At 57.4% G+C, this 25363-nt stretch carries 23 protein-coding genes; 1 reads left to right on the top strand and 22 read right to left on the bottom strand.

The window, feature by feature from the left end; translation table 11 throughout:
- Nucleotides 1–19: 19 nt before the first annotated feature.
- From surE to rpsB, 22 genes are all read right to left on the bottom strand, one after another.
- Nucleotides 20–778, bottom strand: coding sequence for a 5'/3'-nucleotidase SurE (gene surE / locus C4S72_RS14020; RefSeq protein WP_104003760.1), 759 nt, complete (start codon nt 776–778; stop codon nt 20–22).
- 76 nt (nt 779–854) lie between these two features.
- Nucleotides 855–1958 carry a tRNA pseudouridine(13) synthase TruD gene (gene truD, locus C4S72_RS14025; protein ID WP_235009147.1) on the bottom strand — a complete coding sequence of 368 codons (1104 nt, stop codon included), beginning with the start codon at nt 1956–1958 and terminating at the stop codon, nt 855–857.
- Nucleotides 1955–2251 carry a cell division protein FtsB gene (ftsB, locus tag C4S72_RS14030; RefSeq protein WP_104003761.1) on the bottom strand — a complete coding sequence of 99 codons (297 nt, stop codon included), beginning with the start codon at nt 2249–2251 and terminating at the stop codon, nt 1955–1957. The genes truD and ftsB overlap by 4 nt, the downstream gene beginning before the upstream one ends.
- 143 nt (nt 2252–2394) lie before the next feature.
- Nucleotides 2395–3690, bottom strand: a complete 1296-nt coding sequence (gene eno, locus C4S72_RS14035) for a phosphopyruvate hydratase (RefSeq protein ID WP_104003762.1) — start codon at nt 3688–3690, stop codon at nt 2395–2397.
- A gap of 23 nt (nt 3691–3713) precedes the next feature.
- Complete coding sequence (locus tag C4S72_RS14040) at nt 3714–5357, bottom strand: CTP synthase (protein WP_104003763.1); 1644 nt, start codon at nt 5355–5357, stop codon at nt 3714–3716.
- Nucleotides 5358–5408: 51 nt separating this feature from the next.
- Nucleotides 5409–6725: a tRNA lysidine(34) synthetase TilS gene (tilS, locus tag C4S72_RS14045; protein ID WP_160115522.1), complete on the bottom strand. Its 1317-nt coding sequence runs from the start codon at nt 6723–6725 to the stop codon at nt 5409–5411.
- Entirely contained in the window at nt 6715–7674 is a 960-nt protein-coding gene (accA, locus tag C4S72_RS14050) for an acetyl-CoA carboxylase carboxyl transferase subunit alpha (protein ID WP_104003765.1), read from the bottom strand. Before accA ends, tilS begins: the two co-directional genes overlap by 11 nt.
- A 120-nt stretch (nt 7675–7794) precedes the next feature.
- The gene (gene dnaE, locus C4S72_RS14055) at nt 7795–11295 is read right to left on the bottom strand and encodes a DNA polymerase III subunit alpha (protein ID WP_104003766.1); all 3501 of its coding nucleotides are present in this window, start codon (nt 11293–11295) and stop codon (nt 7795–7797) included.
- 2 nt (nt 11296–11297) lie between these two features.
- Nucleotides 11298–11897, bottom strand: coding sequence for a ribonuclease HII (gene rnhB / locus C4S72_RS14060; RefSeq protein WP_104003767.1), 600 nt, complete (start codon nt 11895–11897; stop codon nt 11298–11300).
- Nucleotides 11890–13080 (bottom strand): lipid-A-disaccharide synthase, encoded by a 1191-nt coding sequence (gene lpxB, locus C4S72_RS14065; protein ID WP_104003768.1) that lies wholly within the window; start codon nt 13078–13080, stop codon nt 11890–11892. The genes rnhB and lpxB overlap by 8 nt, the downstream gene beginning before the upstream one ends.
- A gap of 4 nt (nt 13081–13084) precedes the next feature.
- Nucleotides 13085–13855, bottom strand: coding sequence for an acyl-ACP--UDP-N-acetylglucosamine O-acyltransferase (gene lpxA / locus C4S72_RS14070; protein WP_104003769.1), 771 nt, complete (start codon nt 13853–13855; stop codon nt 13085–13087).
- Nucleotides 13856–14293: a 3-hydroxyacyl-ACP dehydratase FabZ gene (gene fabZ, locus C4S72_RS14075; protein ID WP_104003770.1), complete on the bottom strand. Its 438-nt coding sequence runs from the start codon at nt 14291–14293 to the stop codon at nt 13856–13858.
- Nucleotides 14280–15344, bottom strand: coding sequence for a UDP-3-O-(3-hydroxymyristoyl)glucosamine N-acyltransferase (gene lpxD / locus C4S72_RS14080; RefSeq protein ID WP_104003771.1), 1065 nt, complete (start codon nt 15342–15344; stop codon nt 14280–14282). The genes fabZ and lpxD overlap by 14 nt, the downstream gene beginning before the upstream one ends.
- 3 nt (nt 15345–15347) lie before the next feature.
- Nucleotides 15348–15845, bottom strand: coding sequence for an OmpH family outer membrane protein (locus C4S72_RS14085; RefSeq protein ID WP_104003772.1), 498 nt, complete (start codon nt 15843–15845; stop codon nt 15348–15350).
- A gap of 9 nt (nt 15846–15854) precedes the next feature.
- Nucleotides 15855–18197 carry an outer membrane protein assembly factor BamA gene (gene bamA, locus C4S72_RS14090; RefSeq protein ID WP_104003773.1) on the bottom strand — a complete coding sequence of 781 codons (2343 nt, stop codon included), beginning with the start codon at nt 18195–18197 and terminating at the stop codon, nt 15855–15857.
- Nucleotides 18198–18243: 46 nt separating this feature from the next.
- Nucleotides 18244–19599, bottom strand: coding sequence for a sigma E protease regulator RseP (gene rseP, locus C4S72_RS14095; protein WP_104003774.1), 1356 nt, complete (start codon nt 19597–19599; stop codon nt 18244–18246).
- Nucleotides 19600–19615: 16 nt separating this feature from the next.
- Nucleotides 19616–20419, bottom strand: a complete 804-nt coding sequence (locus C4S72_RS14100) for a phosphatidate cytidylyltransferase (protein ID WP_104003775.1) — start codon at nt 20417–20419, stop codon at nt 19616–19618.
- Complete coding sequence (gene uppS, locus C4S72_RS14105) at nt 20412–21176, bottom strand: polyprenyl diphosphate synthase (RefSeq protein WP_104003776.1); 765 nt, start codon at nt 21174–21176, stop codon at nt 20412–20414. The genes C4S72_RS14100 and uppS overlap by 8 nt, the downstream gene beginning before the upstream one ends.
- Nucleotides 21177–21224: 48 nt before the next feature.
- On the bottom strand, nt 21225–21782 hold the full coding sequence (gene frr, locus C4S72_RS14110) for a ribosome recycling factor (protein ID WP_104003777.1): 558 nt from the start codon (nt 21780–21782) through the stop codon (nt 21225–21227).
- 1 nt (nt 21783) lies between these two features.
- Nucleotides 21784–22530 (bottom strand): UMP kinase, encoded by a 747-nt coding sequence (gene pyrH, locus C4S72_RS14115; RefSeq protein WP_104003778.1) that lies wholly within the window; start codon nt 22528–22530, stop codon nt 21784–21786.
- Between the two features lie 86 nt (nt 22531–22616).
- Nucleotides 22617–23477, bottom strand: a complete 861-nt coding sequence (gene tsf / locus C4S72_RS14120; protein WP_104003779.1) for a translation elongation factor Ts — start codon at nt 23475–23477, stop codon at nt 22617–22619.
- Nucleotides 23478–23584: 107 nt separating this feature from the next.
- Complete coding sequence (gene rpsB, locus C4S72_RS14125) at nt 23585–24322, bottom strand: 30S ribosomal protein S2 (protein ID WP_104003780.1); 738 nt, start codon at nt 24320–24322, stop codon at nt 23585–23587.
- A 258-nt stretch (nt 24323–24580) separates the two neighbouring features.
- Between rpsB and map the strand changes: the two genes are divergently transcribed.
- Entirely contained in the window at nt 24581–25351 is a 771-nt protein-coding gene (gene map, locus C4S72_RS14130) for a type I methionyl aminopeptidase (protein WP_104003781.1), read from the top strand.
- The last annotated feature ends 12 nt before the right edge of the window (nt 25352–25363 follow it).

Raw genomic sequence — 25363 nt, forward strand, 5'->3', positions numbered from 1 at the left:
CCCTGAAAAAGAACGTCGTTCAATTCATCTCCTCCAGCCAGAGCGCCAGGTTGTCCATTCCCGAATAGTGCGTCATATCGATCTGCAGAGGCGTGATCGATACGTACCCCTCGGCCACTGCGTAGAAGTCTGTCCCCGGACCACTGTCTGCCGGCTCACCGGTGCCGGCGATCCAGTAACGGGTGCGGCCCCTGGGATCCTGCGTCTGCACCGGTGCCTCGCCGGCGAAGCGATGTCCAAGCCGGGTGACATGAATGCCCTTGATCTCCTCCAGCGGCAGATCAGGCACATTGACGTTGAGCACCGTACGCGGCGCCAGTACCAGGGATTCAAGCCGCTGTACCAGCTCGCGGACAATTTCAGCCGCGGTTTCGAAATGCTTGGGGTGAAAGCTGCACAAGGATACCGCGATGGCAGGCAGAGAGCAGTTACGCCCCTCCATCGCCGCCGCCACCGTGCCTGAGTAGATCACGTCATCGCCAAGATTGGCGCCGGCATTGATACCGGAGACGACCACATCAGGCCTGCGCTCTGCACTGAAAAGACCGGAGACGCCCAGGTGAACGCAGTCAGTGGGCGTGCCGTTGATACTGATAAATCCTGAATCGTGCGTGTGCGCTTCCAGCGGCCGGTCCAGCGTCAGCGAGTTGCTGGCACCGCTACGGTTACGGTCCGGCGCGACCACGCAGACCGACTCGGCGTCTTTCTGCAGAGCTTTAGCCAGAGCAGCCAGGCCCGGCGCGTAAACGCCATCATCGTTAGAAATCAAAATATGCATCGGGTGGGAATACTCCGCGGGCCTTCTCTGTGCCCTGTATCCAATCAAACAGCTTTTAAAAAATTAGGTTTCAGACTCACTCAACGGCGCCACTCTGCGGTGTTTGCCAGTTGCACAGTTCACGCAACACGCTGGTTGCGAAGGAGCCCGCGGGCAGATCAAAACTCAGTCGCCATTGTCCGTCACTCTCACGCTCAATCGCAAGCGACTCCGGCACCAGTCGCAACGAACGCCGTTCCTGCTTCAGACCCAGCTGTTCGAGCTGTTCGCAAGCCAGAGATTCGGTGCCATAAACTTCCTGCTCGAACTCACGGGCGGCCGCTTCGGTCATCAACTCACCCCGGCCCCACATGGGCCCTGTCAGGTTGAGCTCGCCTTTTGCCAGGCGCTCAGGAAGCGTCAGGTCCGCGCTATCATAGCGGAAACAACTCTGCGAACCATTGATCATCAGCACATCGCCTTCCAGCAATGTATCCCAGAGGCCTCTTTTAATACGCTCGGATATCAACCGGTTAAATAACCAGGAACGTACCGCCGAGATATAAAGCCCCTTCTTGTGCCGCTGCCTTTCCTTGAAGCGGCCGGCAATCAGGGCCAGTCCCTTCTCGATATTACCGAAATCGTGGCCGAAGCGCTGCTCGCCGAAATAGTTGGGCACACCCTGCGCCAGCAGGGCAAAGCGGCGTTCCAGCTCAGCTCCGTCGGAGACGTCACGCAGACGCAGCTCGAAACGGTTGCCCTGCAGCGCGCCGAGGCGCAGCTTGCGGCCATGCTTTTCCGCCCGCAGTACTTCGATGGTATCGCCACCGAACAGCTTCCAGTTCAGGTTGGCCCTGTGCCCAGGCATATGCACACAGAACCACTGCTCGGTCACCGCGTGACGGTCTTTTTTACCGGCGTAACTGACATCACGGGGACTGACCTGGCAAAAGTTCGCCAGCTGCCGCGCCACCCAGTCGGTGTTTTCACCAGTTTTACGGATATAAAGGAACTGATGTTCCCCTTCCCCATCCGGCTCGAAACCCAGGTTTTCAACCACGCGGAAATCCTCCGGCGCGGCCCTGAGGGTAGCGCTGACGCTCGGCTCGCCATGCAGCCAGACGGGAGTATCCCGCCAGCGAGGTAGCTCCTGGGCATCAGTGATATGTTGACCTTCGGTCGGGTCTTGGTAGTCGCTCAACGCTTGCTCTTCTCCTGCTCGGGCTCGATCAGCTGGAAGAAGGTTTCCCCTTCCTTGATCATGCCCAGCTCACTGCGCGCTCGTTCTTCAAGCGCAGCCAGCCCTTTTTTCAGATCCTGCACCTCGGCTTCGAGCCTTGTATTTCGCTCGACCAGGCGCGCATTTTCTACCCGCTGCTCCTCAATCTGATCCTCGAGCTGCCAAACCTGGCGCAGGTTGGCCTCACCAAACCAGAGCCGGTACTGTAAGCCCGCGAACATCAGCAGCAAAATTAACAAAAGCCAGCGGTACACTAAGGCCTCTCTACCCTTATTCCTTGCAGACGGAACAGCCTATCAGACTCAGGCGTTCGGTCATCAAACTCTAATGGTTTCTATCCTAACCAGTGTGCAAAAAAAAGGGGCCTTTTCAGCCCCCTTTCTTTCAAACCAGGCTATCAGCCCTGGCCTTTGATCTCTTTCAGACCGTTGTAAACCGCACCGGCGCCCAGCTCTTCAGCGATGCGCAGCAGACGGTTGTACTTGGCAACGCGATCAGAGCGGCACAGTGAGCCGGTCTTGATCTGGCCTGCAGCGGTACCCACCGCCAGGTCAGCGATGGTGGTATCTTCGGTTTCACCGGAACGGTGAGAGATCACCGCGGTGTAACCGGCGTCCTTGGCCATCTTGATCGCGTCCAGAGTCTCGCTCAGGGAGCCGATCTGGTTAAACTTGATCAGGATGGAGTTGGCGATGCTCTTGTCGATACCTTCCTTCAGGATCTTGGTGTTGGTTACAAACAGGTCGTCACCAACCAGCTGTACCTTGTCACCGATCTTCTGGGTCAGCGCAGCCCAGCCATCCCAGTCAGACTCGTCCATACCGTCTTCGATAGAGACGATCGGGTAGTTGCGGGTCAATTCGGCCAGGTACTCAGCGAAACCTTCAGCATCAAATACCTTACCTTCACCGGACAGGTCGTACTTGCCATCCTTGTAGAACTCGGAAGAGGCACAGTCCAGGGCCAGGGTCACATCTTTGCCCAGCTCGTAACCAGCTGCGGCGATCGCTTCCTTGATGACAACCAGCGCTTCTTCGTTGGAACCCAGGTTAGGCGCGAAACCACCTTCGTCACCGACAGCAGTGTTCAGGCCTTTGCCCTGCAGGACCTTCTTCAGCGCGTGGAATATCTCGGCGCCGCAACGCAGAGCGTCCGCGAAGTTGGTAAAGCCAACCGGCTGCACCATGAACTCCTGGATGTCGACGTTGTTGTCGGCGTGCTCACCACCGTTGAGGATGTTCATCATCGGCAGCGGCATGGAGAACTGGCCGGCGGTGCCGTTCAGCTCAGCGATGTGCGCGTACAGCGGGATGCCTTTTTCGGTAGCTGCTGCTTTGGCTGCGGCCAGGGAAACCGCCAGAATAGCGTTGGCACCCAGGTTAGCCTTGTTGTCGGTGCCGTCCAGCTCGAGCATTTTGTTGTCGAGGGCGCGCTGATCAGCGGCGTCCATACCAACCAGTGCTTCGCGGATGGAGCCGTTTACAGCAGCCACAGCTTTCTGAACGCCCTTGCCCAGGTAACGGGACTTGTCGCCGTCGCGCAGTTCCAGCGCCTCGCGGGAACCGGTGGAAGCACCCGAGGGAGCGCAGGCACTACCGACTACACCGGAAGCCAGGATAACGTCGGCTTCGACGGTGGGGTTGCCGCGGGAATCGAGTACTTCGCGCGCTTTAATATCAGCGATCTGAGCCATTCTATTTTTCTCCGTTTTTCAGCTTATTCAGTTACGGCCTGCTGAGCCTGACGCTCCAGCGCGGCTTTAATGAAGCCGGTAAACAACCCATGACCGTCGCGCGGCGTGGAGGTGAATTCCGGGTGGAACTGACAGGCTACGAACCAGGGATGGTCAGGTACTTCGACCACTTCCACCAGTTCTCCATCCTCAGAACGACCGGAGATAAGCAGTCCTGCTTCTTCCAGACGCTGAGTGTAATTGTTGTTGAATTCGTAACGGTGACGGTGACGTTCCTTGATGTCGATACGACCGTAGGCTTCGGCAACCTTGGAACCCGGCTTGAGGTGGCAGATCTGTGCGCCAAGACGCATGGTGCCGCCCAGGTCGGACTCTTCGCTACGCTGCTCTACTTCACCGCTGGCGTCGGTCCACTCGGTGATCAGACCGATAACCGGATGCTCGCTTTCGATATCGAACTCGGTGGAGTTGGCGTTGTTCAGCTGTGCCACGTGACGCGCGAACTCGATCACCGCTACCTGCATCCCTAAGCAGATGCCCAGGTACGGAATCTTGTTTTCGCGGGCATAACGCACGGCGCTGATCTTGCCCTCGACACCGCGCTCACCGAAGCCGCCCGGAACCAGAATCGCACTGACATCCTTGAGGATCTCGGCGCCTTCGCGCTCGACACGCTCGGAGTCGATGTACTCGATGCGTACCTTCTTACGCAGGGTGATACCGGCGTGGGTGATCGCTTCGATCAGGGATTTGTAGGCGTCGAGCAGCTCCATGTACTTACCGACCATGGCGATACGTACTTCACCTTCCGGGTTAAGGAAGGCATCGGCAACACGGTCCCACTCACGCAGGTCTGCCGCCGGGCAGCCGGCCAGGCGGAAGCGGTCGATAACAATATCGTCCAGCCCCTGCTCACTGAGCATGCGCGGAATTTTGTAGATTGACTCGGCGTCCGGCAGAGAAACCACGGCGCGCTCTTCCACGTTGGTAAACATGGACAGCTTGCGACGGGACGATTCCGGAATCGGCTGTTCGGAACGGCAGATCAGGATATCCGGCTGGATACCGATGGAGCGCAGTTCCTTGACCGAGTGCTGTGACGGTTTGGTCTTGGTCTCGCCCGCAGTAGCGATATATGGCACCAGAGTCAGATGCATGAACAGGGCGCGGTTGGAGCCCAGTTCCACTTTCAGCTGACGCACAGCTTCCATGAAAGGTAGAGACTCGATATCACCTACGGTACCGCCGATCTCAACCAGCGCCACGTCAGCATCGCCTGCACCTTCGATCACGCGACGCTTGATCTCGTCGGTGATATGAGGGATCACCTGCACGGTTCCGCCCAGGTAGTCACCACGACGCTCCTTGCGCAGCACATGCTGGTAAACGCGGCCTGCAGTGAAGTTGTTGCGCTTGGTCATCGTCGTACGGATGAAGCGCTCGTAGTGACCCAGATCCAGGTCAGTCTCGGCGCCATCTTCGGTAACGAACACTTCACCATGCTGGAAGGGGCTCATTGTGCCCGGGTCCACGTTGATATACGGGTCCAGCTTGAGCATTGTGACTTTGAGACCACGGGCCTCGAGAATAGCCGCCAGAGAAGCAGATGCGATGCCTTTGCCCAATGAGGACACAACACCGCCGGTGACGAAAATATAACGCGTCATGCGGAACCTGTCAGATCGAAAGTTAGGAGGGAAAACGTACTCAAGATGGGGTTACAGTCTACCAAAGCAGCCCCCTTCAGACAAACCTAATGGACGCCAAGAAGGGATCAATCCGCCCTTTGTCACCGCCTCTTCACAAAGACAGATGCCGGGCACGGCCACCAACCGGTCACCGCGGTAGAGAATCGGCCAGTCTGGCCGCAGCCAGGGTGGCACTCCCGCCTCCTGCAGAAGTTGCTTCAGACTCACCGAGCCGCCTCTTCCGAGCGGCCTCAGGCGTTCGCCACCCTGCCTGTAATCAAGCCTCAGCGTTTCGCCTGCAACCAGCCCAACCCCATCGGTGGACTGAAAGGCGATAACGCCCTGCGCCAGCTCCCTGCGACTATCCGCAGTGCAGTCTAGCTCAAGGGGCGCGGAACGCGGTGGCAACGGCGGCGTTAAAAACAAGCGGCCACGATAACGACGCAGTTCGTATCCTCCCAACTGAAGCAGAGGAACACGATCCTCAGCGGCCGCAATCACCGAATGTTCAATTTCATGCAGTTCATCCTCGGAGGGATAAACTCCGCTGCAACGGTATACCCAATGACGAATCAAATTGCGCTGCCTGGGCAATGAAAGATCAGCCAAAGGCGTCAGCGGCAGACATTCTGGAGCGCTCTGCAGTGCGGCCAGATCCTCGGACGCCAGTTCATCCAGCAGCTGATTGGCTTCGGCCAGCCGGGCAGTTGTCGCCAGCACCCGCTCCAGTACGGCAGGCTTGCGCTGCTTCAAAGGCGCCAGGATGCGATGACGCAGCCAGTTACGGTCATAACGTTCGCTGGCATTACTGGGATCTTCCACCCAGTCGATCCCATGCAGCCTTGCCCAGGCTTCCAGCGCTGCGCGGGGCTGGTCCAGCAGTGGGCGATAGAGCATCCCCTGCCCCACCGGACGCTGCCAGGGCATAGCGGACAAACCACGGACTCCGGCGCCGCGCAGCAGCCGCAACAGGAAAGTTTCCGCCTGATCATCGGCGTGCTGCGCCAGCAATAGCCAGTCACCTGGCCTAAGCACCTGCTCAAACGCCCGGTAACGGGCATCACGCAGATCCGCTTCGGAACCGCTACCCGGATCGACAGAAAGGGAGGTAAAAGGGACACCCAGACGCTGACACTCGCCAGCACACCAGTTTTCCCAGTCCGTAGAGACCGACTGCAACTGGTGATTGACGTGCAGTGCCAGCAGTTTATCCCGCGGCAGGGTTCTGGCGCAGAGCTCCAGCAGTACCCTGGAATCAACACCGCCGCTGAGTGCGATCACCCAGCGGCGGCTGTCGGGCAGGCGCTCAAGACGCCCAGGCAAAAGCGCTTCGAGATCAGTCTGCAATGCGCCCATAGTCCATGAGGCGCGCGTAACGACGCTCAAGCAGCTCGTCGATAGACATGCTCTGCATGCGATCCAGCGTTTCGACCAGCACCTGCTGCAGGCTGGCGGCCATCAATGCGGGATCGCGGTGCGCGCCACCCAGAGGTTCTGCGATCACGCGGTCCACGAGGCCCAACTCATGCAGACGCTCGGAGGTGATACCCATCGCCTTGGCGGCGTCTGAGGCGCGCTCGGCGCTCTTCCACAGGATAGAGGCGCAGCCTTCCGGAGAGATAACGGAGTAGGTGCTGTACTGCAGCATCAGCAGCTCGTCACAAACACCGATCGCCAGTGCACCACCAGAACCGCCCTCACCGATAACGGTGGAGATGATCGGCGTACGCAGCTGCGACATCTTCGCCAGGTTGTAGGCGATCGCTTCAGACTGACCGCGCTCTTCGGCGTCGATGCCCGGATAGGCCCCCGGCGTATCGATAAAGGTCAGTACCGGCAGGTTGAAACGCTCTGCCATCTCCATCAGACGCAGCGCCTTGCGATAACCTTCAGGACGCGGCATACCGAAGTTGCGCTTCACCTTCTCTTTGACTTCGCGACCCTTCTGGTGACCGACAATCATGACCGGTTTGTCGTCGAGACGGGCGATACCACCCACCAGCGCCTGGTCGTCGGCGAAATGACGATCGCCATGGATCTCTTCGAACTCGTCGAAGGCATGCTTGACGTAGTCAAAGGTGTAGGGACGCTTCGGGTGACGCGCCAGCTGGGAGATCTGCCAGGCCGTCAGGTCAGAGAAAATGCTCTGCGTCAGGCTGCGGCTCTTGTCCTGCAGACGTCCGATTTCATCGGCCAGGTTAAGGTCTACATTGTCTTCGCCGACGAGGCGCAGCTCGTTGATTTTTGCTTCCAGCTCAGCGATTGGCTGTTCGAAATCCAGATAGTTAGGATTCATGCGCGTCTGCTTCTGCTCTTTTAAGTGTGTTATACGGCGCCCATTCCGGCCCGCCGAAATAGTGGGATTCTACCGGGTGAGGGTCATAGACTCCACCCCGGACTGGATGAACCTCAGAGTTCAACGATCAAAGCGAAGTTCCACCTGTTCGTTACCGAACTGCTCTTTCAGGGCGAGGATCAGTTCATCACTGACCCGTACCCGCCAATTGTCACCAAAGTGCAGCGGCCCCTCGGCATCCTCGCGGCGATACTTCAGCACCACAGGCAAGCCACCTTCGGGCGTGCGCTCACGCCCCAGGGTTTCGGCGAGAGTTTTCAGGGTCTGACGCTTGATCTGGTCGTGGCGGCAACTAACCTCCACGTGACTGGCATACATGGAACGGGCGTCCGCCATGCCGTAGACCTTGTTGCCCCGCACCTTCAGACCACCATTGTAGTCATCGTTGGCGACCTCGCCCTCGATGATCAGCACCGCATCCTTGGCAATCCTGTTACGCGAGGCTTCATAGGCTTCACCAAAGAGGGTGACCTCCATACGCGCACTGCGGTCGTCCAGGGTCACGAAGCACAGCGTGGCACCCTTTTTGGTCTTTTTAAGGCGCATATCTACGACCAGGCCGGCCAGCTTCTGCATCTGGCCGCGGGCCGGCTGCATATCCACCAGTTTCTTGCGGGCAAAATGGCGCAGCTCAGCTTCATACTCGTCGATCGGGTGGCCGGTGACGTAGAGCCCAAGAGTATCCTTCTCGCCGGTAAGTCGTTCCTTGTCGCTCCACTCGCGGGCGTCGCGGTAGTTCTCGTAAGGATCGCTCTCCTGCTGGGCTTCCATCTCGCCGAACAGGTCGAACATACCGGCATTCTGGTTCTGCTCCTCCTGATCCGCGGATTTCAGCGCCGCCGGGATCGCCTGCCAGAGCACCGCTCGCTGCGCTCCCAGTCCATCCAGGGCGCCACAGCGCACCAGGGCTTCGAGCACACGCTTGTTCAGACGCTTGCTGCCGACCCGCTTGCAGAAATCGAACAGGTCGGTGAACACCCCGCCCTCGGCACGGGCTTTGACGATGGCGTCTACCGGGCCTTCACCCACGCCCTTGATCGCGCCGAGGCCGTAAATAATCTCTTCGCGGTCGTTAACGGCGAACTTGTATTCGCCGTCATTCACGTCCGGCAGACGCACCGTGAGGCCCATCTGGCGACACTCTTCAATGAAGATCACCACCTTCTCGGTGGTCTGCATATCCGAGGACATAACCGCCGCCATAAACGGCGCAGGGTAGTGCTGCTTCAGCCAGGCGGTCTGGTAGGAAACCAGTGCATAAGCCGCAGAGTGGGATTTGTTGAAACCGTAACCGGCGAACTTCTCCACCAGGTCGAAGATATTGCCCGCCAGATCGGCATCGATCCCGTTGTTCTTGCTACCATCAAGGAAAGAGGTGCGCTGCTTAGCCATCTCCTCAGGTTTTTTCTTACCCATGGCTCGACGCAGCATATCCGCACCGCCGAGGGTGTAGCCCGCCATCACCTGGGCGATCTGCATGACCTGTTCCTGGTACAGGATGATGCCGTAGGTGGGCTCCAGCACCGGCTGCAGCGAGTCGAGCTGGTAATCGGGATGCGGCCAGGCCATCTCCGCCCGGCCGTGCTTACGGTTGATGAAGTCATCCACCATGCCCGACTGCAGCGGCCCCGGACGGAACAGGGCCACCAGTGCGACGATATCCTCAAAGCGCGATGGCTGCAGGCGGCGGATCAGATCCTTCATACCGCTGGATTCAAGCTGGAATACCGCGGTAGTCTGGGCGCTCTGCAGCAGTTTGAAGGTTTCGGGATCCTCGAGGTTAATTCCCTCGATCTCCAGGTTGTCTTCACCACGACGCTTGCGCTTGTCGTTGATGATCTCCAGCGCCCAATCGATGATGGTCAGCGTACGCAGACCGAGGAAGTCGAACTTAACAAGGCCCGCCTCCTCCACATCGTTCTTGTCGAACTGGGTCACCAGGCCGTGTCCCTCTTCGTCGCAGTATGTGGCGGCGAAGTCGGTCAGTTTGGTGGGGGCGATAACCACACCACCGGCGTGCTTGCCGACGTTACGGGTAACGCCCTCAAGCTTGTACGCCATCTCCATGATCTCCTGCGCTTCTTCGCTGGACTCAACGAATTCGCGCAGCGCCTCCTCCTGCTCCCAGGCCTTGGAGAGGGTCATGCCCACTTCAAACGGAATCAGCTTGGAGAGACGGTCGGCCAGACCAAACGCCTTACCCTGAACACGGGCCACGTCGCGCACCACCGCCTTAGCGGCCATGGTGCCGTAGGTGATGATCTGGGACACGGCATCACGGCCGTATTTACCGGCTACGTAGTCGATAACCCGGTCACGGTTATCCATGCAGAAGTCGATATCGAAGTCAGGCATGGAAACACGTTCCGGGTTAAGGAAACGTTCGAACAGCAGGTCGTATTCCAGCGGATCCAGGTCGGTGATCTTCAGCGCGTAAGCCACCAGGGAACCGGCACCCGAGCCTCGTCCCGGCCCTACCGGAATACCGTTGTCCTTACCCCACTTGATGAAGTCCATCACGATGAGGAAGTAGCCGGGGAAACCCATCTGGATGATGATATCGAGCTCAAACTTGAGACGGTCATCATAGGGCTTACGGATCTCGGTAAACTCCGGCGCGCTGGTGTCGTAGAGAAATTCGAGGCGCTCTTCCAGGCCCTGACGGGAGCGGTAGCGGAAGTAGTCATCCATCAGGATCCCTTCCGGGATCGGATAACGCGGCAGGTAGTAGGTACCGAGTTCAATCTCGATATTGCAGCGACGGGCGATTTCGACGGTGTTAGCCAGTGCGCTGGGGATATCGGAGAACAGCTCAGCCATCTCTTGCGGGGTACGGAAGTACTGCTGATCAGAATAGTTACGCGGCCGGGTCGGATCTTCCAGCGTGCGGCTCATGTTGATGCAGACACGCGCCTCATGGGCCTCGAAGTCCGCCGCGTTGATAAACATGACCTCGTTGGTGGCCACCAACGGACAGCCGGTTTCCCGGGCCAGCGCTACACTGCCGTGCACCAGCGCCTCGTCACCGGCACGACCGGTGCGCTGGATCTCCAGATAGAAGCTGTCCGGGAACACCTGCATCCATTCACGCACGATAGCCGCAGCATCTTCACTTTCGGACAGAATAGCGCGACCCGCTTCACCGAGGCGATTACCCGACAAGGCAATCAGACCCTCGGCCTTTTCACGCACCCATTCACGCTTCACCAGGGCGCGGTCCGGCATAATCCCCTGGCCCTTTTCGTAGGCCAGAGAGACCAGTTCCATCAGGTTGCGGTAGCCTTTGCCGTTACGCACCAGCAGGGTAAGGCGGAAAGGATCGTTCTCCGGATCCTCTTCATTTTCAACCCAGAGATCGACGCCACAGATCGGCTTGATACCGGCGCCTACCGCCGCCTTGTAAAACTTGACCAGGGCAAAGAGGTTGGTCTGATCGGTCATGCCGACCGCCGGCATACCGCCTTCCGCCGCCGCCTTGACCAGCTCCTTGATACGGACCAGACCATCGAACAGGGAATATTCGGTATGCACCCTCAGGTGAATGAAGTTGGCTGCAGACATCTTTACTCCTGGTTCAGTAAGCGTTTTACCGGACCAAAGCTGCGGCGGTAATCCGGCAGCAGGCCCAACCGACCCAAGGCCTCTAGATGTGCCTTGGTCGGGTACCCCTTATGGCTGGCAAAGCCATATTCCGGGTATTGTTGGTGAAGCTCCTCCATCTGCCGGTCGCGATAGACCTTGGCCAGGATGGAGGCGGCACTGATCTCTGCAATCAGCAGATCGCCCTTGACCACCGGTTCCGATGGGCAGGGCAGCTCCGGGCAGCGGTTGCCATCGATCATGGCGTATTCCGGCTGCGGATCCAGCGCCAGCACGGCACGGCGCATCGCCAGCATGCTGGCATGGAGAATATTCAGCTCATCAATCTCAGCGGGCGACGCGCTCTGAATCGACCAGGCCAGGGCTTTCTCCTGGATCTCATCGAACAGCAACTCGCGCTTCTTGGCACTGAGCTTTTTTGAGTCGGTCAGTCCCTTAATCGGCCTGGCGGGATCGAGAATCACAGCGGCGGCAACCACATCACCGATCAGCGGACCGCGCCCTACCTCATCGACACCGGCAACGAGACCGGCGGGGCGAAAATCAAAGCCGGGATTATCCACGCTGACTCCTAGGCTCAGTGCCAATTTCAAGTGGCCGCCCACGTTGCTCTAGCAGCTCAATCACCGCATCAGCGGCGCGCTCGCTGGCGTTCTGGCGCAACGTATCGCCGATTTCGCCAAACACCTGCTCAATTCGCTGGCGATACTCGGCATCATCCAGCGCTTTCTGCAGCAGCGGACCAAGCACCTCAGGGCGTACGTCATCCTGAAGAATCTCCGGCACCATCTCCTTACCGGCCAGCACGTTGGGCAGAGAGATCCAGCGGCTCTGGATCATCCGCGAATAGATCTTGTAGGTCAGCCCCGCCATGCGATAAGCAACCACCATCGGCTTGCGCAGCAGGCAGGCTTCCAGCGTGGCGGTACCCGACGCGATCAGGATTGCATCGGAGGCGGCCATCACTTCCCGTGAGTGACCCCGCACCAGCTTAAGCTTCAGGTCGGAGTATTCATCAGCCACCATTTCGGCCAGCTGGTCATAACGACTCTGATTGGCCGCCGGCATCACGAACATCAGATCGGGATGGCGCGCCTGCAGCCAGCGCGCCGTTTCAAGAAACGGCTTGGCCAGATACTTAAGCTCGCTACCGCGGCTCCCCGGAAGGATCGCCAACATCTGTTGCCCTGATCCTGCGCCGTAGTGTTCCACTGCCAGATCCATATCGATCTGGGCGGGAATCATCTCCGCCAGTGGATGCCCCACAAAACGCAGATTTTGCTGAGTAGGCTCGTACACCTCTGCTTCAAAGGGGAACAGCGTCAGCAACAGGTCGACACAGCGCTTGATCTTAAAGATCCGCTTACGCTTCCAGGCCCAGACCGACGGGCTGACGTAGTGAACCGTCGGAATACCCGCTTCTTTCAGCTGGCGTTCCATACCCAGGGTGAAGTCCGGTGCGTCTATACCGATGAAAAGGTCGGGCGGATTGGCTATAAAATGGCGCACCAGACGACGGCGCTCGCGCAGCAGCTCCGGTACCCGGCCGAGCACTTCGACCAGGCCCATCACCGACAGGCGCTCCATCGGATAGAGCGAGCAGCATCCAGCCTCCAGCATCAGCTCACCGCCGATGCCTTCAAACTGGATTCCGGGACAGCGGCGCTGCAACGACTGTATAAGTCCTGCGCCAAGAATATCGCCGGACGCCTCGCCGGCGACGATACCTACTCTGAGCGTTCGCATCGGCTCAGCGGATGATGCCGCGGGCTGAGCTGTTAAGCGAATCGATCAGCGGCTGTACCGCCGGCTCGTCATTCGCAAGCAGCTGCAGTTGCTCCAGAGCTTCGGTCGTAGTGAGACCTTTGCGGTAGATGGTTTTGTAAGCCTGACGCAGGGTACGCAGCGCTTCCGGTGTAAAACCGCGACGGCGCAGCCCTTCGAGGTTGATACCATGAGGCTCTGCGGTGTTACCGGTGGCCATGACGTAGGCGGGAATATCTTTCAGCACCACAGTACCGGCACCACACATCACATGTGGACCGATCTGGCAGAACTGATGCACTGCAGTGAAGCCACCCAGAATCGCGTAGTCGCCCAGTTTTACATGACCCGCCAGCGCGGTGCTGTTGGCCAGAATACAGTGGCTGCCGACGATGCAGTCATGGGCCACGTGCACGTAAGCCATCAACAGGTTATCGCTACCGATGCGGGTGATCCCTTCGTCCTGCACGGTTCCGCGATGGATGGTACAGCCTTCACGAATCACGTTGCGGTCGCCGATAACCAGTTGGGTAGGTTCACCGTTGTACTTTTTGTCCTGGCACTCTTCGCCAACGCTGGCGAACTGGAAGATCCGGTTATCCTCACCGATGACGGTGGGCCCCTTGATCACTACATGAGGACCAATCCGCGTGCCGGCGCCGATCTCGACATCGGCGCCAATATAGCTCCACGGGCCTACTTCGACGTTGTCGGCCAGCTTTGCTCCGGGTTCAACGATAGCCTGTGGATGTATCACTTACACCTTCCTGTCTGCACAGAGAATAGTAGCTGAACTAACGGTATCGCCATCGACACTGGCGCGCACTTCGAATTTCCAGATGCCACGACGCTCGGAAAGAACCTTGGCCTCCAGCTGGAGACGGTCACCCGGCACCACCGGACGCTTGAATCTCAGATTGTCCGCTCCTACAAAATAGTAGATAGAACCATCTTGTGGAGTTTTATCCATGGTTTTAAAGCCCAGAATGCCCGCAGCCTGAGCCATCGCCTCGACGATCAGCACGCCTGGCATCACAGGATGATCCGGAAAATGCCCGTTAAAAAAGGGCTCGTTTACCGTGACATTCTTGTATGCCACGATCGATTCTCCCGGGACCAACTCAACCACCCGGTCTACCAGCAGAAAGGGGTAGCGGTGGGGCAGGTATTCCCGGATTTCCTTAACATCCATCATCTTTTTGACCTTCAGTAGAAATATGCTCGAGTCTGTTTTCGAGTTTGCGCACACGCCTGGCAAGCTCATCCAGCTGCCGGAAACGAACCACATTGCGCTTCCATTGCTGATGGGGTTCGATCCCTGTCCCCGATGAGTAGGCACCCGGCTCGGTAATAGACCGGCTGACCAGCGTCATAGCGGTCACATGGGTGCCATCGGCTATTTCCAGGTGCCCTGTGATACCGCTCATGCCGGCGATGGTGCAATGGCGGCCAATTTTAGTGCTTCCGGCTATGGCGGTACAGCCCGCAATGGCGGTACCTTCACCGATTCTGACGTTATGCGCCACCTGAACCTGATTATCCAGTTTAACGCCACGCTCAATATGGGTGTCATCGAGAGCACCGCGGTCGATGGTCGTACCAGCGCCGATCTCTACATCATCCTCGATCAGAACACCGCCAAGCTGACAGATCTTGACCCAGCCACCCTTACGATCGGGCGCAAAGCCAAACCCATCGGCGCCGATAACCGCTCCACTGTGGATAAGTACACGCTCGCCGACACGCACTTTCGGATAGAGGGTGACTCCCGCCTCAAGACGCGTTCCGCTACCGAGGCGACAGTCACGACCGATCGATGTATTGGCACCGATAACAACCCCGGCCTCGACCTGGGTGCCGGCAGCAATCACAACACCAGCACCCACTTCTGCATCCGGTGAGACACTCGCCGCAGGATCGATACTCGCCGAGGGATGAATCCCGGGCGAACACGGATCGCGCCAATCGAAAAGATGGGTCAACCGGGCAAAGGCAAGATAGGGATCCGCCACGACCAAAGCACTGCCCTGGACATCATCCAGATGCGCCTCGGTCACCAGCACTGCCTCAGCCTTGCTGGCCTTGAGCTGTTTCAGATAACGGCTGTTCGCAAAGAACGACAGCTGGCCTGGGCCAGCTGTCTGTAATGTTGCCAGAGAATGGATAAGGCGATCACTATCGCCTACCACCCGGGCTTCTATGCGGAGGCCCAGTTCCTCGAGCGTATAACCTGATGATCTGTTCATCGATTACTGCTTGTTCAGGAGCTCAGTCACTTTGCTCGTAATGTCCAGGTCCGGGTTGGCATATACCGAAGCGTTTTTGCTGATGATCAGGTCGATATCCTGTTCCTTGATCATGTTACGGATGATTTCATCCAGCTTCGGCTTCATTTCAGCCAGGAAGTTCTGTTCACGCTGGGACTGTTCCTGCTGCAACTGCTGGCCCTGGCGCTGATATTCACCGAAGACCTTCTGAAACTGCATGCGCTGCTGCTTCATCTCATCTTCGGAGCTGAGGCCCGCATTTTTCTGCATCTTCTGCTGCAGGGATTTAGCCTGCTTTTCAAGATCAACCAGGGCCTGCTGATCGGATGCAAAATCCTGCTTCATCTGGTTACGAAATGTCTCCGCCGCATTGGAGGTCAGCAGCGCTTCGCGGACGTCCAGTACCGCCAGTTTGCCGGCAAATACCGGTGCACTCAGCGTCAGACATAGAGCCGCGCACAGCGTTTTCATAGATTTCATGCTTTCTCCTTAAAACGTTTGACCCAGTGCGAACTGGAAGCTTTCGGTTTCGTCGTCTTCGCCTTCATTCAGCGGCATCGCTATCGCAATCGATAGCGGACCTACCGGCGTCAGCCAGCTAAGCCCAAAGCCTGCGGAGTAACGGAGGTCACCAAGATCCAGATCGTTGGAACAGTTTTGCTGGCCCGGCTGGCAGTCGGTGGAGTAGACATTACCCGCATCGAGGAACAGCAGGGAACGCCAGGCACTCTTGTCACCGACAAACGGCATCGGGAAGACCAGCTCCGCGCTACCGGTAAGTATCAGGTTACCGCCGAAGGCATCCTGGTCACTACAGTCGGTAACACCATTGATCGTAGTACAGCCCTCTCGCGGCCCCAGAGAGTTGTTCTTGTAGCCTCGCACACTGCGCAGACCACCAGCATAGAAGTTACGGTAGAACGGATAGCGGTTATCGCCCCAGCTGTCGCCGTAGCCGATACGCCCCTTCAGACCGGAAACCCAGATTTCGTTATCGTCGATCGGGTTGTACCAGGTGACATTGTAGTTGGCGCGATAGTAGGTCAGATCACTGCCCGGCAGAGCGATCTCGATGTTTGCGCGCTGCGAATAGCCATCGGTCGGGAACAGACCCTTGTTGAGGCGGTTATCGCTCCAGCCAAAGGTCATCTGGTAAGAGAAGTAATCCTCACCCTCTTCATCGATGAAATCCTTGATGATATCCGCGGTATCTTCATAGGTATTGATCTCGGTAACATCGAGCCCCAGACCGAAGGAAAGACGCTGGTAATCATCGATCGGATAGCCGAAGTTCATGCCACCACCAAATTCGTTGGTGGTGTAGGAGCTCACATCATCCTCATCGTAGTCACGCTCGCGGTAGTAAGCTTCAAAGCCGCGGCTGACACCGTTCATGGTGTAATACGGGTTGGTGTAGTTGAAGCTGTACTCGGTCAGGGTGTCACTGTTGGACAGGTTCACGCCAAACTTGCGGCCAGTACCCAGGAAGTTGTCCTGCTGTACGCCCAGCTGGAAGATGATGCCATCGCTGTCAGAGAAACCGACAGACGCAGAGAACTGACCGGACTGCTGCTCTTCTACCGCGTACTCCAGATCGACCTGATCGTCGGTACCCGGCACAGGCACGGTTTCCACGTTCACCGATTTGAAGTAACCGGTACGCTCCAGGCGCTCCTTGGAACGCTCGATCGCATCGGTAGTTGCGATGCCAGACTCCATCTGCTCCATCTCACGACGCAGCACCTCATCGGCAGTCAGTGTATTGCCGCGGATATTGATGCGACGCACATAGGTACGCTTGCCCGGCTCGACGAAATAACGCACCGACAGCGTGCCGTCTTCGGCCAGCTCAGGTACGGGACTTACGTTGGCAAACATAAAGCCTTCATCACCAAGTCGACGCACCAGCTTTTCCTGGGTATCGGTCATCGCCTTGCGGGAGAAGGTATCGCCCGGGTGCAGCAGATACAGGGATTCAAGCTCTTCACGCGGCACAACCAGATCACCGGCCACGTCAACGCTGCTTACAGAGTACTGCTGGCCTTCGGTGACATTGACGGTGATGTAGACGTGACGCTTGTCAGGTGTGATTGAAACCTGGGCGGACTCGATATCGAAATTGATATAGCCGCGGTCCATATAGTAGGAGCGCAGACGTTCCAGGTCACCGGACATTTTCTCGCGGGAGTAGCGATCACTCTTGGTGTAGAAGGTCCAGAAATTGGGGAGTTTGAGAGAGAACAGTTCTTTCAGTTCTTCATCATCAAAGACGGTATTGCCGACGATATTGATATGCTGAATGGTCGCTTCACGACCTTCAGTGATATTCACGTTCAGCGCAACGCGGTTGCCCGCCAGGGGTTCAACCTCGGTCTGGATATCGGCACCGTAGCGTCCCTGACTGACATACAGGCGCAACAGGTCGAGACGGATCTGGTCCACGGCAGAACGACGGAACACATCGCCCTCCTGCACACCGGACTGCTTAAGCCCTGAACGCAGATCTTCTTCGGAAATAAAGTCGTTGCCGTCAATGCGTATCAGCGCGAGTGATGGCCGCTCATGCAATTGCAGCACAACATCATCGCCATCGCGCAGGATATCCACATCGTCGAAGTAGCCTGATGCAAACAGCTCTCGGGTGGCTTCAGACAGCTGTCGCTGACTGAGCTGATCACCCACGTTCACCGGGAAATAGCGAAACACCACGCCCGGCTCGACACGCTGCAGCCCCTCGAGACGTATATCATTGACAGTAAATGGAAATTCAGCCGCTTTCGCTTGAACAATCCACAAGAACGATATAAGTAACAATCCCAGCTTACGTTTCATGCTGCAGGTCTTAATTTCCGTATAGTGAATTCTTTTCGAAGCGTACTCAGAGTCTGGCGATGTCGTTGAGGATGGCCAGGGCCATCAAACTGAACAACAAAGCCATACCGATACGCAGGCCCATCATCTGCACTTTTTCGCTGACCGGGCGCCCTCTGACCAGTTCGATAAACTGATAAAGCAGGTGCCCGCCATCAAGCATCGGGATCGGCAGCAGATTGAGAACGCCGAGACTGATACTCAGGTAAGCAAGGAAGCTGACGAAAGACTCCAGCCCCGAGGCCGCCGAAGCCCCCGCCACTTTAGCAATGGTGATCGGGCCACTCAAGTTTTTTACCGAGATGGCGCCGGCGATCATTTTGCCGATAGCATCCAGCGTCAGCCCGATCATCTGACCGGTTTTCTGCACCCCGATCCACAGTGCCTCGACAGGTCCGTGGCTGACTTCACGAAGCATGGAGTCAGGCCACTGCACGGACTGAACACCGGCACCAATAAAGCCATACTGCTGACCATTGTCATCAACCCGTGTATCCGGCGTCACGTCGAGAGGCTGCTCAGTGCCGGAACGCAGAACGGTCATCCGCAGCAACTGACCTGGAGAAGAGCGCACTGTCTCAACCAGTGCACGCCAGTCTTCTACTGCTGCGCCGTTCACCGCGAGCACTTTGTCGCCGACCTGCAAACCCGCACTCTGTGCTGCACCGCCGTCGGTCAGCGCACCGATCACTGCAGGAATTTCCGGCTGATATGGCCGCAGCCCCAAGGCACCTATGGGCGACTCTTTCTCGAGATCCACACGCCAGTCAGACAGCTGAACGCTGTAATCCCGGGCTACGCCACGATCCGGCTCACCTGCGCGCAGCAGGATCGAGCCCGTTTCACCCACTCGCGCCGCAAGCCGCAGGTTAACTTCGTCCCAGGATTGGACTTCGTGACCATCCACGGCCATCAGCTCAACGCCCGGTGTAATTCCCGCCCGCGCCGCCAGGGAGTCGGTCTGAACACCCCCTACTACCGGGATAACAACGGTACTGCCCCAGAGAAACAGGAACCAGTACGCCAGCACCGCAAAAACCAGGTTAACAATCGGCCCTGCGGCGACAATCGCCATACGCTGCAGTACGGGCTTGTTGTTGAACGCCTGCGATCTAAGCGCCTCGGGGACATCGCCCTCACGCTCATCAAGCATACGTACATAGCCACCCAGGGGTATCATCGCCACCGAATACTCGGTGCCGTCACGACCTTTGCGCAGCCAGAGCGGTTTACCAAACCCCACAGAGAAACGCAGCACCTTGACGCCACAGCGGCGCGCCACCCAAAAGTGCCCCCACTCATGGATGGTAACCAATATTCCTAGGGTGACGAGCGTGGCAAGCAGCGTCTGCACAATACTCATTTAAATCTCCGGGGAGTTAAAACATCGGCGCCCAGTGCAGCCCCAGCATAAAGATCGGCGCCGCCGCGGTGAGACTGTCGATTCGGTCCAGTATGCCGCCATGCCCAGGCAGAATACGACCACTATCCTTAATGCCCCGCTCTCGCTTGAACAGACTTTCAAACAGATCACCCAGCACCGATGCCAGACAGGTCACCACTGAAAGCGCCACGAGGTAGACCAGAGCCGTCGCCGGAAGTTCGCGCCACAGCCCGATTACCAGACCGATAACAACACTGGTGGCCAAACCACCAAGCAAGCCTTCGACCGTTTTTCCAGGACTTACACTCGGAATCAGCTTGCGCTTACCCAATAGCTTACCGGCACAGTAAGCCCCCGTATCCGCACCCCAGACCAACAGCATAAGCATCACCAGGGCCAGCGTGCCCTGATCCATCGATTTGAGCAGCACCAGCGCCAGCCAAGCCGGCACGATCACCACCAACCCTACCAGCAGCTTCAGCTTCTGACAGTTCAGCTTTTTGGCGGGATAACTCACCACCAGGTAGCAGGCAAAGAGCCAGAAAAGGAACGCAAACACCAACACCGGGGTATAGATGGCCGACGCCGCGAAGTGCAGCAACGCCACCGCGGCCAGACATACCAGCATGTATAACCAGCGACCGGCAACTCCCAGGGAAGCGAAGTTACCCCATTCATGGGCTGCCAAGGCCACAACCCCAGCGGCACAGAGCGCAAAAGCAAGAGGAGAAAGATAGAAGACACCCAGCAGCACCAGAGCGGCAAGAATGACTCCGGTGATCAACCGCTGTTTAATCATGTTGTTCGGCCTTTAGCTGTTCGCTGGTTTTGCCAAATCGACGCTCTCTGGTACAAAAATCCAGGATCGCTTCGCGAATCTGCTCTTTACCAAAGTCGGGCCAGTAAAGCGGTGAGAAATAGAACTCGGTATAGGCAAACTGCCAGATAAGGAAGTTGCTGACGCGCTGCTCTCCCCCGGTGCGAATGCAAAGATCCGGTTTGGGAAGATCCGCCAGGCAGGTATGACGATCAAGCAGCTCCGCATCAATCTGATCCGGACTCAACTCGCCACGCACACAGGCTTCGGCCAGCTGTTTCGCGGCGTTACAGATATCCCACTGGCCGCCGTAGTTAGCCGCCACATTCAGCTGAAAGCCCGTACAGCCGGCGGTATCCTCTTCAGCCTGGGCGATCCGCTTTTGCAGATCCTTACTGAAGCGGCTGCGATCACCGATGATGCGCAGGCGAATATTATTCTTCACCAGCTTCGGTACTTCGCGAATCAGGGCGATACGGAACAGCTCCATCAGCCCGCGCACTTCCAGCGCTGGCCGCCGCCAGTTCTCGCTGCTGAAAGCAAACAGCGTCAGTGCTTCAACACCGTTCTCGATACAGCCCTCGATGACGCGTTTTACGCTGTTCACGCCGGCACGATGCCCCGCCAGCACACCCTTACGATGCAGCTTGGCCCAGCGATTGTTGCCATCCATGATGATTGCGATGTGACGCGGAGGCGCTTTCCCGTGCGGGAGATTTTTATTCGTTGCGTCGGACATGGTCACTCAACAAACAAATGGGGCGGCCAGGCCGCCCCATTTGTTGCATCAGATTTCCATCAGGTCAGTTTCTTTCTGCGCCAGCAGCGCATCGACTTCGCCGACGTATTTGTCGGTAATCTTCTGAACCTGGTCTTCACCACGACGGTTTTCGTCTTCGGTGATCTCTTTTTCTTTCAGCAGATCCTTGAAGTCGCCGTTGGCATCGCGACGGATGTTACGGATCGCCACGCGAGCGTTTTCCGCTTCCACACGCGCCTGACGGATGTAGCCCTTACGGGTCTCTTCGGTCAGCGCCGGCATCGGCACGCGGATCACGTCACCGCTGGTGGCCGGGTTGAGGCCCAGGTCGGATTTCATGATCGCTTTTTCGATCTCCGGCACCATTTTCTTTTCCCAGGGGTTGATCATCAACGTACGCGCATCTTCGACGGTAACGTTGGCCACCTGCTGAATCGGCATCATGGAGCCGTAGTAAGAGACCTGAACTGAATCCAGAATCGCCGGAGTAGCACGTCCCGTGCGGATCTTTTTGAAATGCTCGGTCAGAGACTCGATACTTTTCTTCATACGCGCTTCGGCGTCTGACATTATCTCACTGATCATCTTATTCTCCAGCGGTTGTGCCGCAGTCTATCAGGGTGCCTTCGTCACCGCCGACAACCAGGTTGACGAGCGCACCGTGCTTATTCATGTTGAACACGCGTACCGGCATATTGTGGTCGCGCGTCAGGCAGATGGCTGTCATATCCATGACGCCCAGCTGCTTTTCCAAAACCTCATCAAAGCTCAGACGGGTGTAACGCTCAGCCTTGGGATCCTTCATCGGATCGGCGGTGAACACACCATCCACTTTGGTTGCCTTCAGCACCACGTCGGCCTCGATCTCGATACCGCGCAGACAGGCTGCCGAGTCGGTGGTAAAGAACGGATTACCGGTTCCGGCGGCAAAGATTACCACATCTCCCTGATTCAGGTAGCGCATGGCGTTACGGCGATCATAGTGATCAACCACACCGCTCATCGGAATCGCGGACATGACGCGGGTAGCGATATTGCAGCGCTCCAGCGCTTCACGCATCGCCAGGGCATTCATCACTGTCGCCAGCATCCCCATATGGTCGCCTGTGACCCGATCCAGACCGGCCGCGCTCAGCGCTGCGCCACGGAAAAGGTTACCGCCACCAATCACCATACCAATCTGCACGCCAATCCCGACCAACTGCCCGATCTCCAGCGCGACACGATTGAGCACCTTCGGATCGATACCGAAATTCTCATCGCCCATCAGCGCTTCGCCGCTCAGCTTCAGCAGGATACGTTTATATTTTGCGTGTTTATCGGTAGGAGGCATGAGTGGATTCTCCAAAGAGGGTGGGGACAGAGAGAGTGTAAAGCATCAACACGGGCCAGGCGAAGCCCAGCCCGCGGTGTTACCGATCAGCCTTTCAGCTGTTCAGCAACCTCTGCAGCGAAGTCTTTAACTTCAACTTCGATACCTTCACCGACTTCAACGCGCACGAAGGACACGAGCTCGGCACCAGCTGCTTTAACCAGCTGACCAACGGTCTGGTCCGGGTTCTTAACGAACGGCTGCTCAACCAGGCTGTTTTCGGACAGGAATTTCTTCAGACGGCCACCAGCCATCTTTTCCTTGATCTCTTCCGGCTTGCCTTCCATATCCGGCTGAGCCTTGATGATCTCTTTTTCGCGATCCAGCTCTTCCTGCGGCATATCTTCCGGCTTGGCTACACGCGGGTTAACCGCTGCAACGTGCATAGCAACGTCACGAGCCAGTTCAGCGTCACCAGCGGTCAGAACAACCAGGGAAGCGATGCGGTTGTTGCTGTGAACGTAGCCATCAACAACAGCGCCTTCAACAACCATGATGCGACGTACGGTGATGTTTTCGCCGATCTTCTGTACCAGCGCTTCACGAGCGGATTCCAGGTCGCCAGCCATCAGGGCAGCAACGTCGTCCTGCTTGTCAGCGAAAGCCTTGTCGACAACCTTGGCAACGAAGCCCAGGAAGTTGTCGTCGCGGGCAACGAAGTCGGTTTCGGAGTTAACTTCAACCACAACAGCGTAGCTGTTGTCGTCTGCAACCTTGACAGATACCACACCATCAGCGGCAACACGGCTGGCTTTTTTAGCCGCCTTCATACCGGAGGATTTACGCAGATCGTCGATCGCTTTATCGATATCGCCTTCAGCCTCGACCAGTGCTTTCTTGCACTCCATCATGCCCAGACCAGTACGTTCGCGCAGTTCTTTAACCATCGCTGCGGAGATGTTCGCCATGTCGGTTACCCCTATAAATATTTCGCGTTAATTCTGAATCCAAAAAAGGGGAGCCAGGCTCCCCTTTACGAATCGCTCAAGCTTAGCAGTCGCCTTTGACAGCCCGATTACTCGGCAGCGTTCTGCTCTTCAACTTCTACGAATTCGCTTTTATCTCCAGCGTTTTCGCCAGCGCCTTCGACACAGGCATCAGCAACAGACTGCGCGTAGATCTGGATCGCACGCAGCGCATCGTCGTTACCCGGGATAACGTGATCGATGCCGTCCGGGTTGCTGTTGGTGTCGACGATACCGATAACCGGGATACCCAGTTTGTTGGCTTCGTTGATAGCGATACGCTCGTGATCAACGTCGATGACGAACAGCGCGTCAGGCAGACCGCCCATGTCTTTGATACCGCCGATAGACAGTTCCAGCTTTTCCATTTCGCGAGTACGCATCAGCGCCTCTTTCTTGGTCAGCTTGTCGAAAGTACCATCCTGAGACTGAGCTTCGAGCTCGCGCAGACGACGGATAGACTGACGGATAGTCTTGTAGTTGGTCAGCATACCGCCGAGCCAGCGGTGGTTGACGTAAGGCATGCCAGCGCGGGTAGCTTCTTCTTTCACGACCTTAGCGGCAGCGCGCTTGGTACCGACGAAAAGAACCTTGTTCTTGTTGGCAGCCATACCTTTGACCACGTCCAGCGCAGAGTTCAGCGCCGGCAGAGTGTGCTCAAGGTTGATGATATGGATTTTGTTGCGTGCGCCAAAGATGAACTGAGACATCTTCGGGTTCCAGTAACGGGTCTGGTGACCGAAATGAACGCCTGCCTTGAGCAGGTCACGCATGCTTACTTTAGCCATTCTGATATTTCCTCTGAACGGGTTAAAACCTCCACATATCCCACCGTCCAACCGCGTCAGCGGCACCCAGGAGCGGCGTGTCGACATGTGTGTGTTTTGTAATGTGCCAGGGGCACGGGATTTTGGGAGCGCTTTTATACCACAAAGCACCGCCCGATTGAAGCCGCCTTTCTATGCGACGGCGTTTTTCGCTACAATTTGGGTTTCTCGCCTACCTGATAATCAGGCCACCCAACTCCACCCAACACCCGGAGCCCTATGAGCATCATCATTAAAACCCCGGAAGAGATCGAAAAAATGCGCGTCGCCGGCCGTCTGGCCGCTGAAGTTCTCGAGATGATCGAACCGCACATCCAGCCGGGCGTCACCACCGAGGAACTCGACCGCATCTGCCACGACTACATCGTCAATGAGCAGAAGGCGATCCCGGCGCCGCTCAACTACCACGGTTTTCCCAAATCAATCTGCACCTCGGTCAACCAGGTGGTTTGCCACGGCATCCCCGGACCGAAAAAACTCAAGCAGGGCGACATCCTTAATATAGACATTACCGTCATCAAGGATGGCTACCACGGCGATACCAGCAAGATGTTTTTTGTCGGTGAAGTCGCTCAGCACGCCGAGCGCCTGTGCCAGGTAACTCAGGAGTGCATGAACCTGGGTATCGCACTGGTCAAACCGGGCGTACACCTGGGCGATATCGGCGCGGTGATCCAGAAGCACGCCGAAAGCCACCACTACTCTGTCGTACGTGAGTACTGCGGCCACGGCATCGGCGCCGGCTTCCACGAAGATCCGCAGGTGCTGCACTACGGCCGCGCCGGCACCGGTGAAGTACTCGAAGCAGGCATGTGCCTGACCATCGAGCCGATGATCAACGCCGGTAAGCGCCACGTAAAACTGAATAAGCGCGATGGCTGGACAGTGGAAACCGCGGATCGCCGCCTCACCGCCCAGTACGAGCACACGATTCTGGTCACCCCAGAGGGTCACGAGATTCTGACCCTGCGCACCGAAGAGAAGCTCTGATCGCCCTGTCCG

It is taken from the genome of Marinobacterium lutimaris (assembly GCF_900108065.1).
Lineage (GTDB): Bacteria > Pseudomonadota > Gammaproteobacteria > Pseudomonadales > Balneatricaceae > Marinobacterium_D > Marinobacterium_D lutimaris.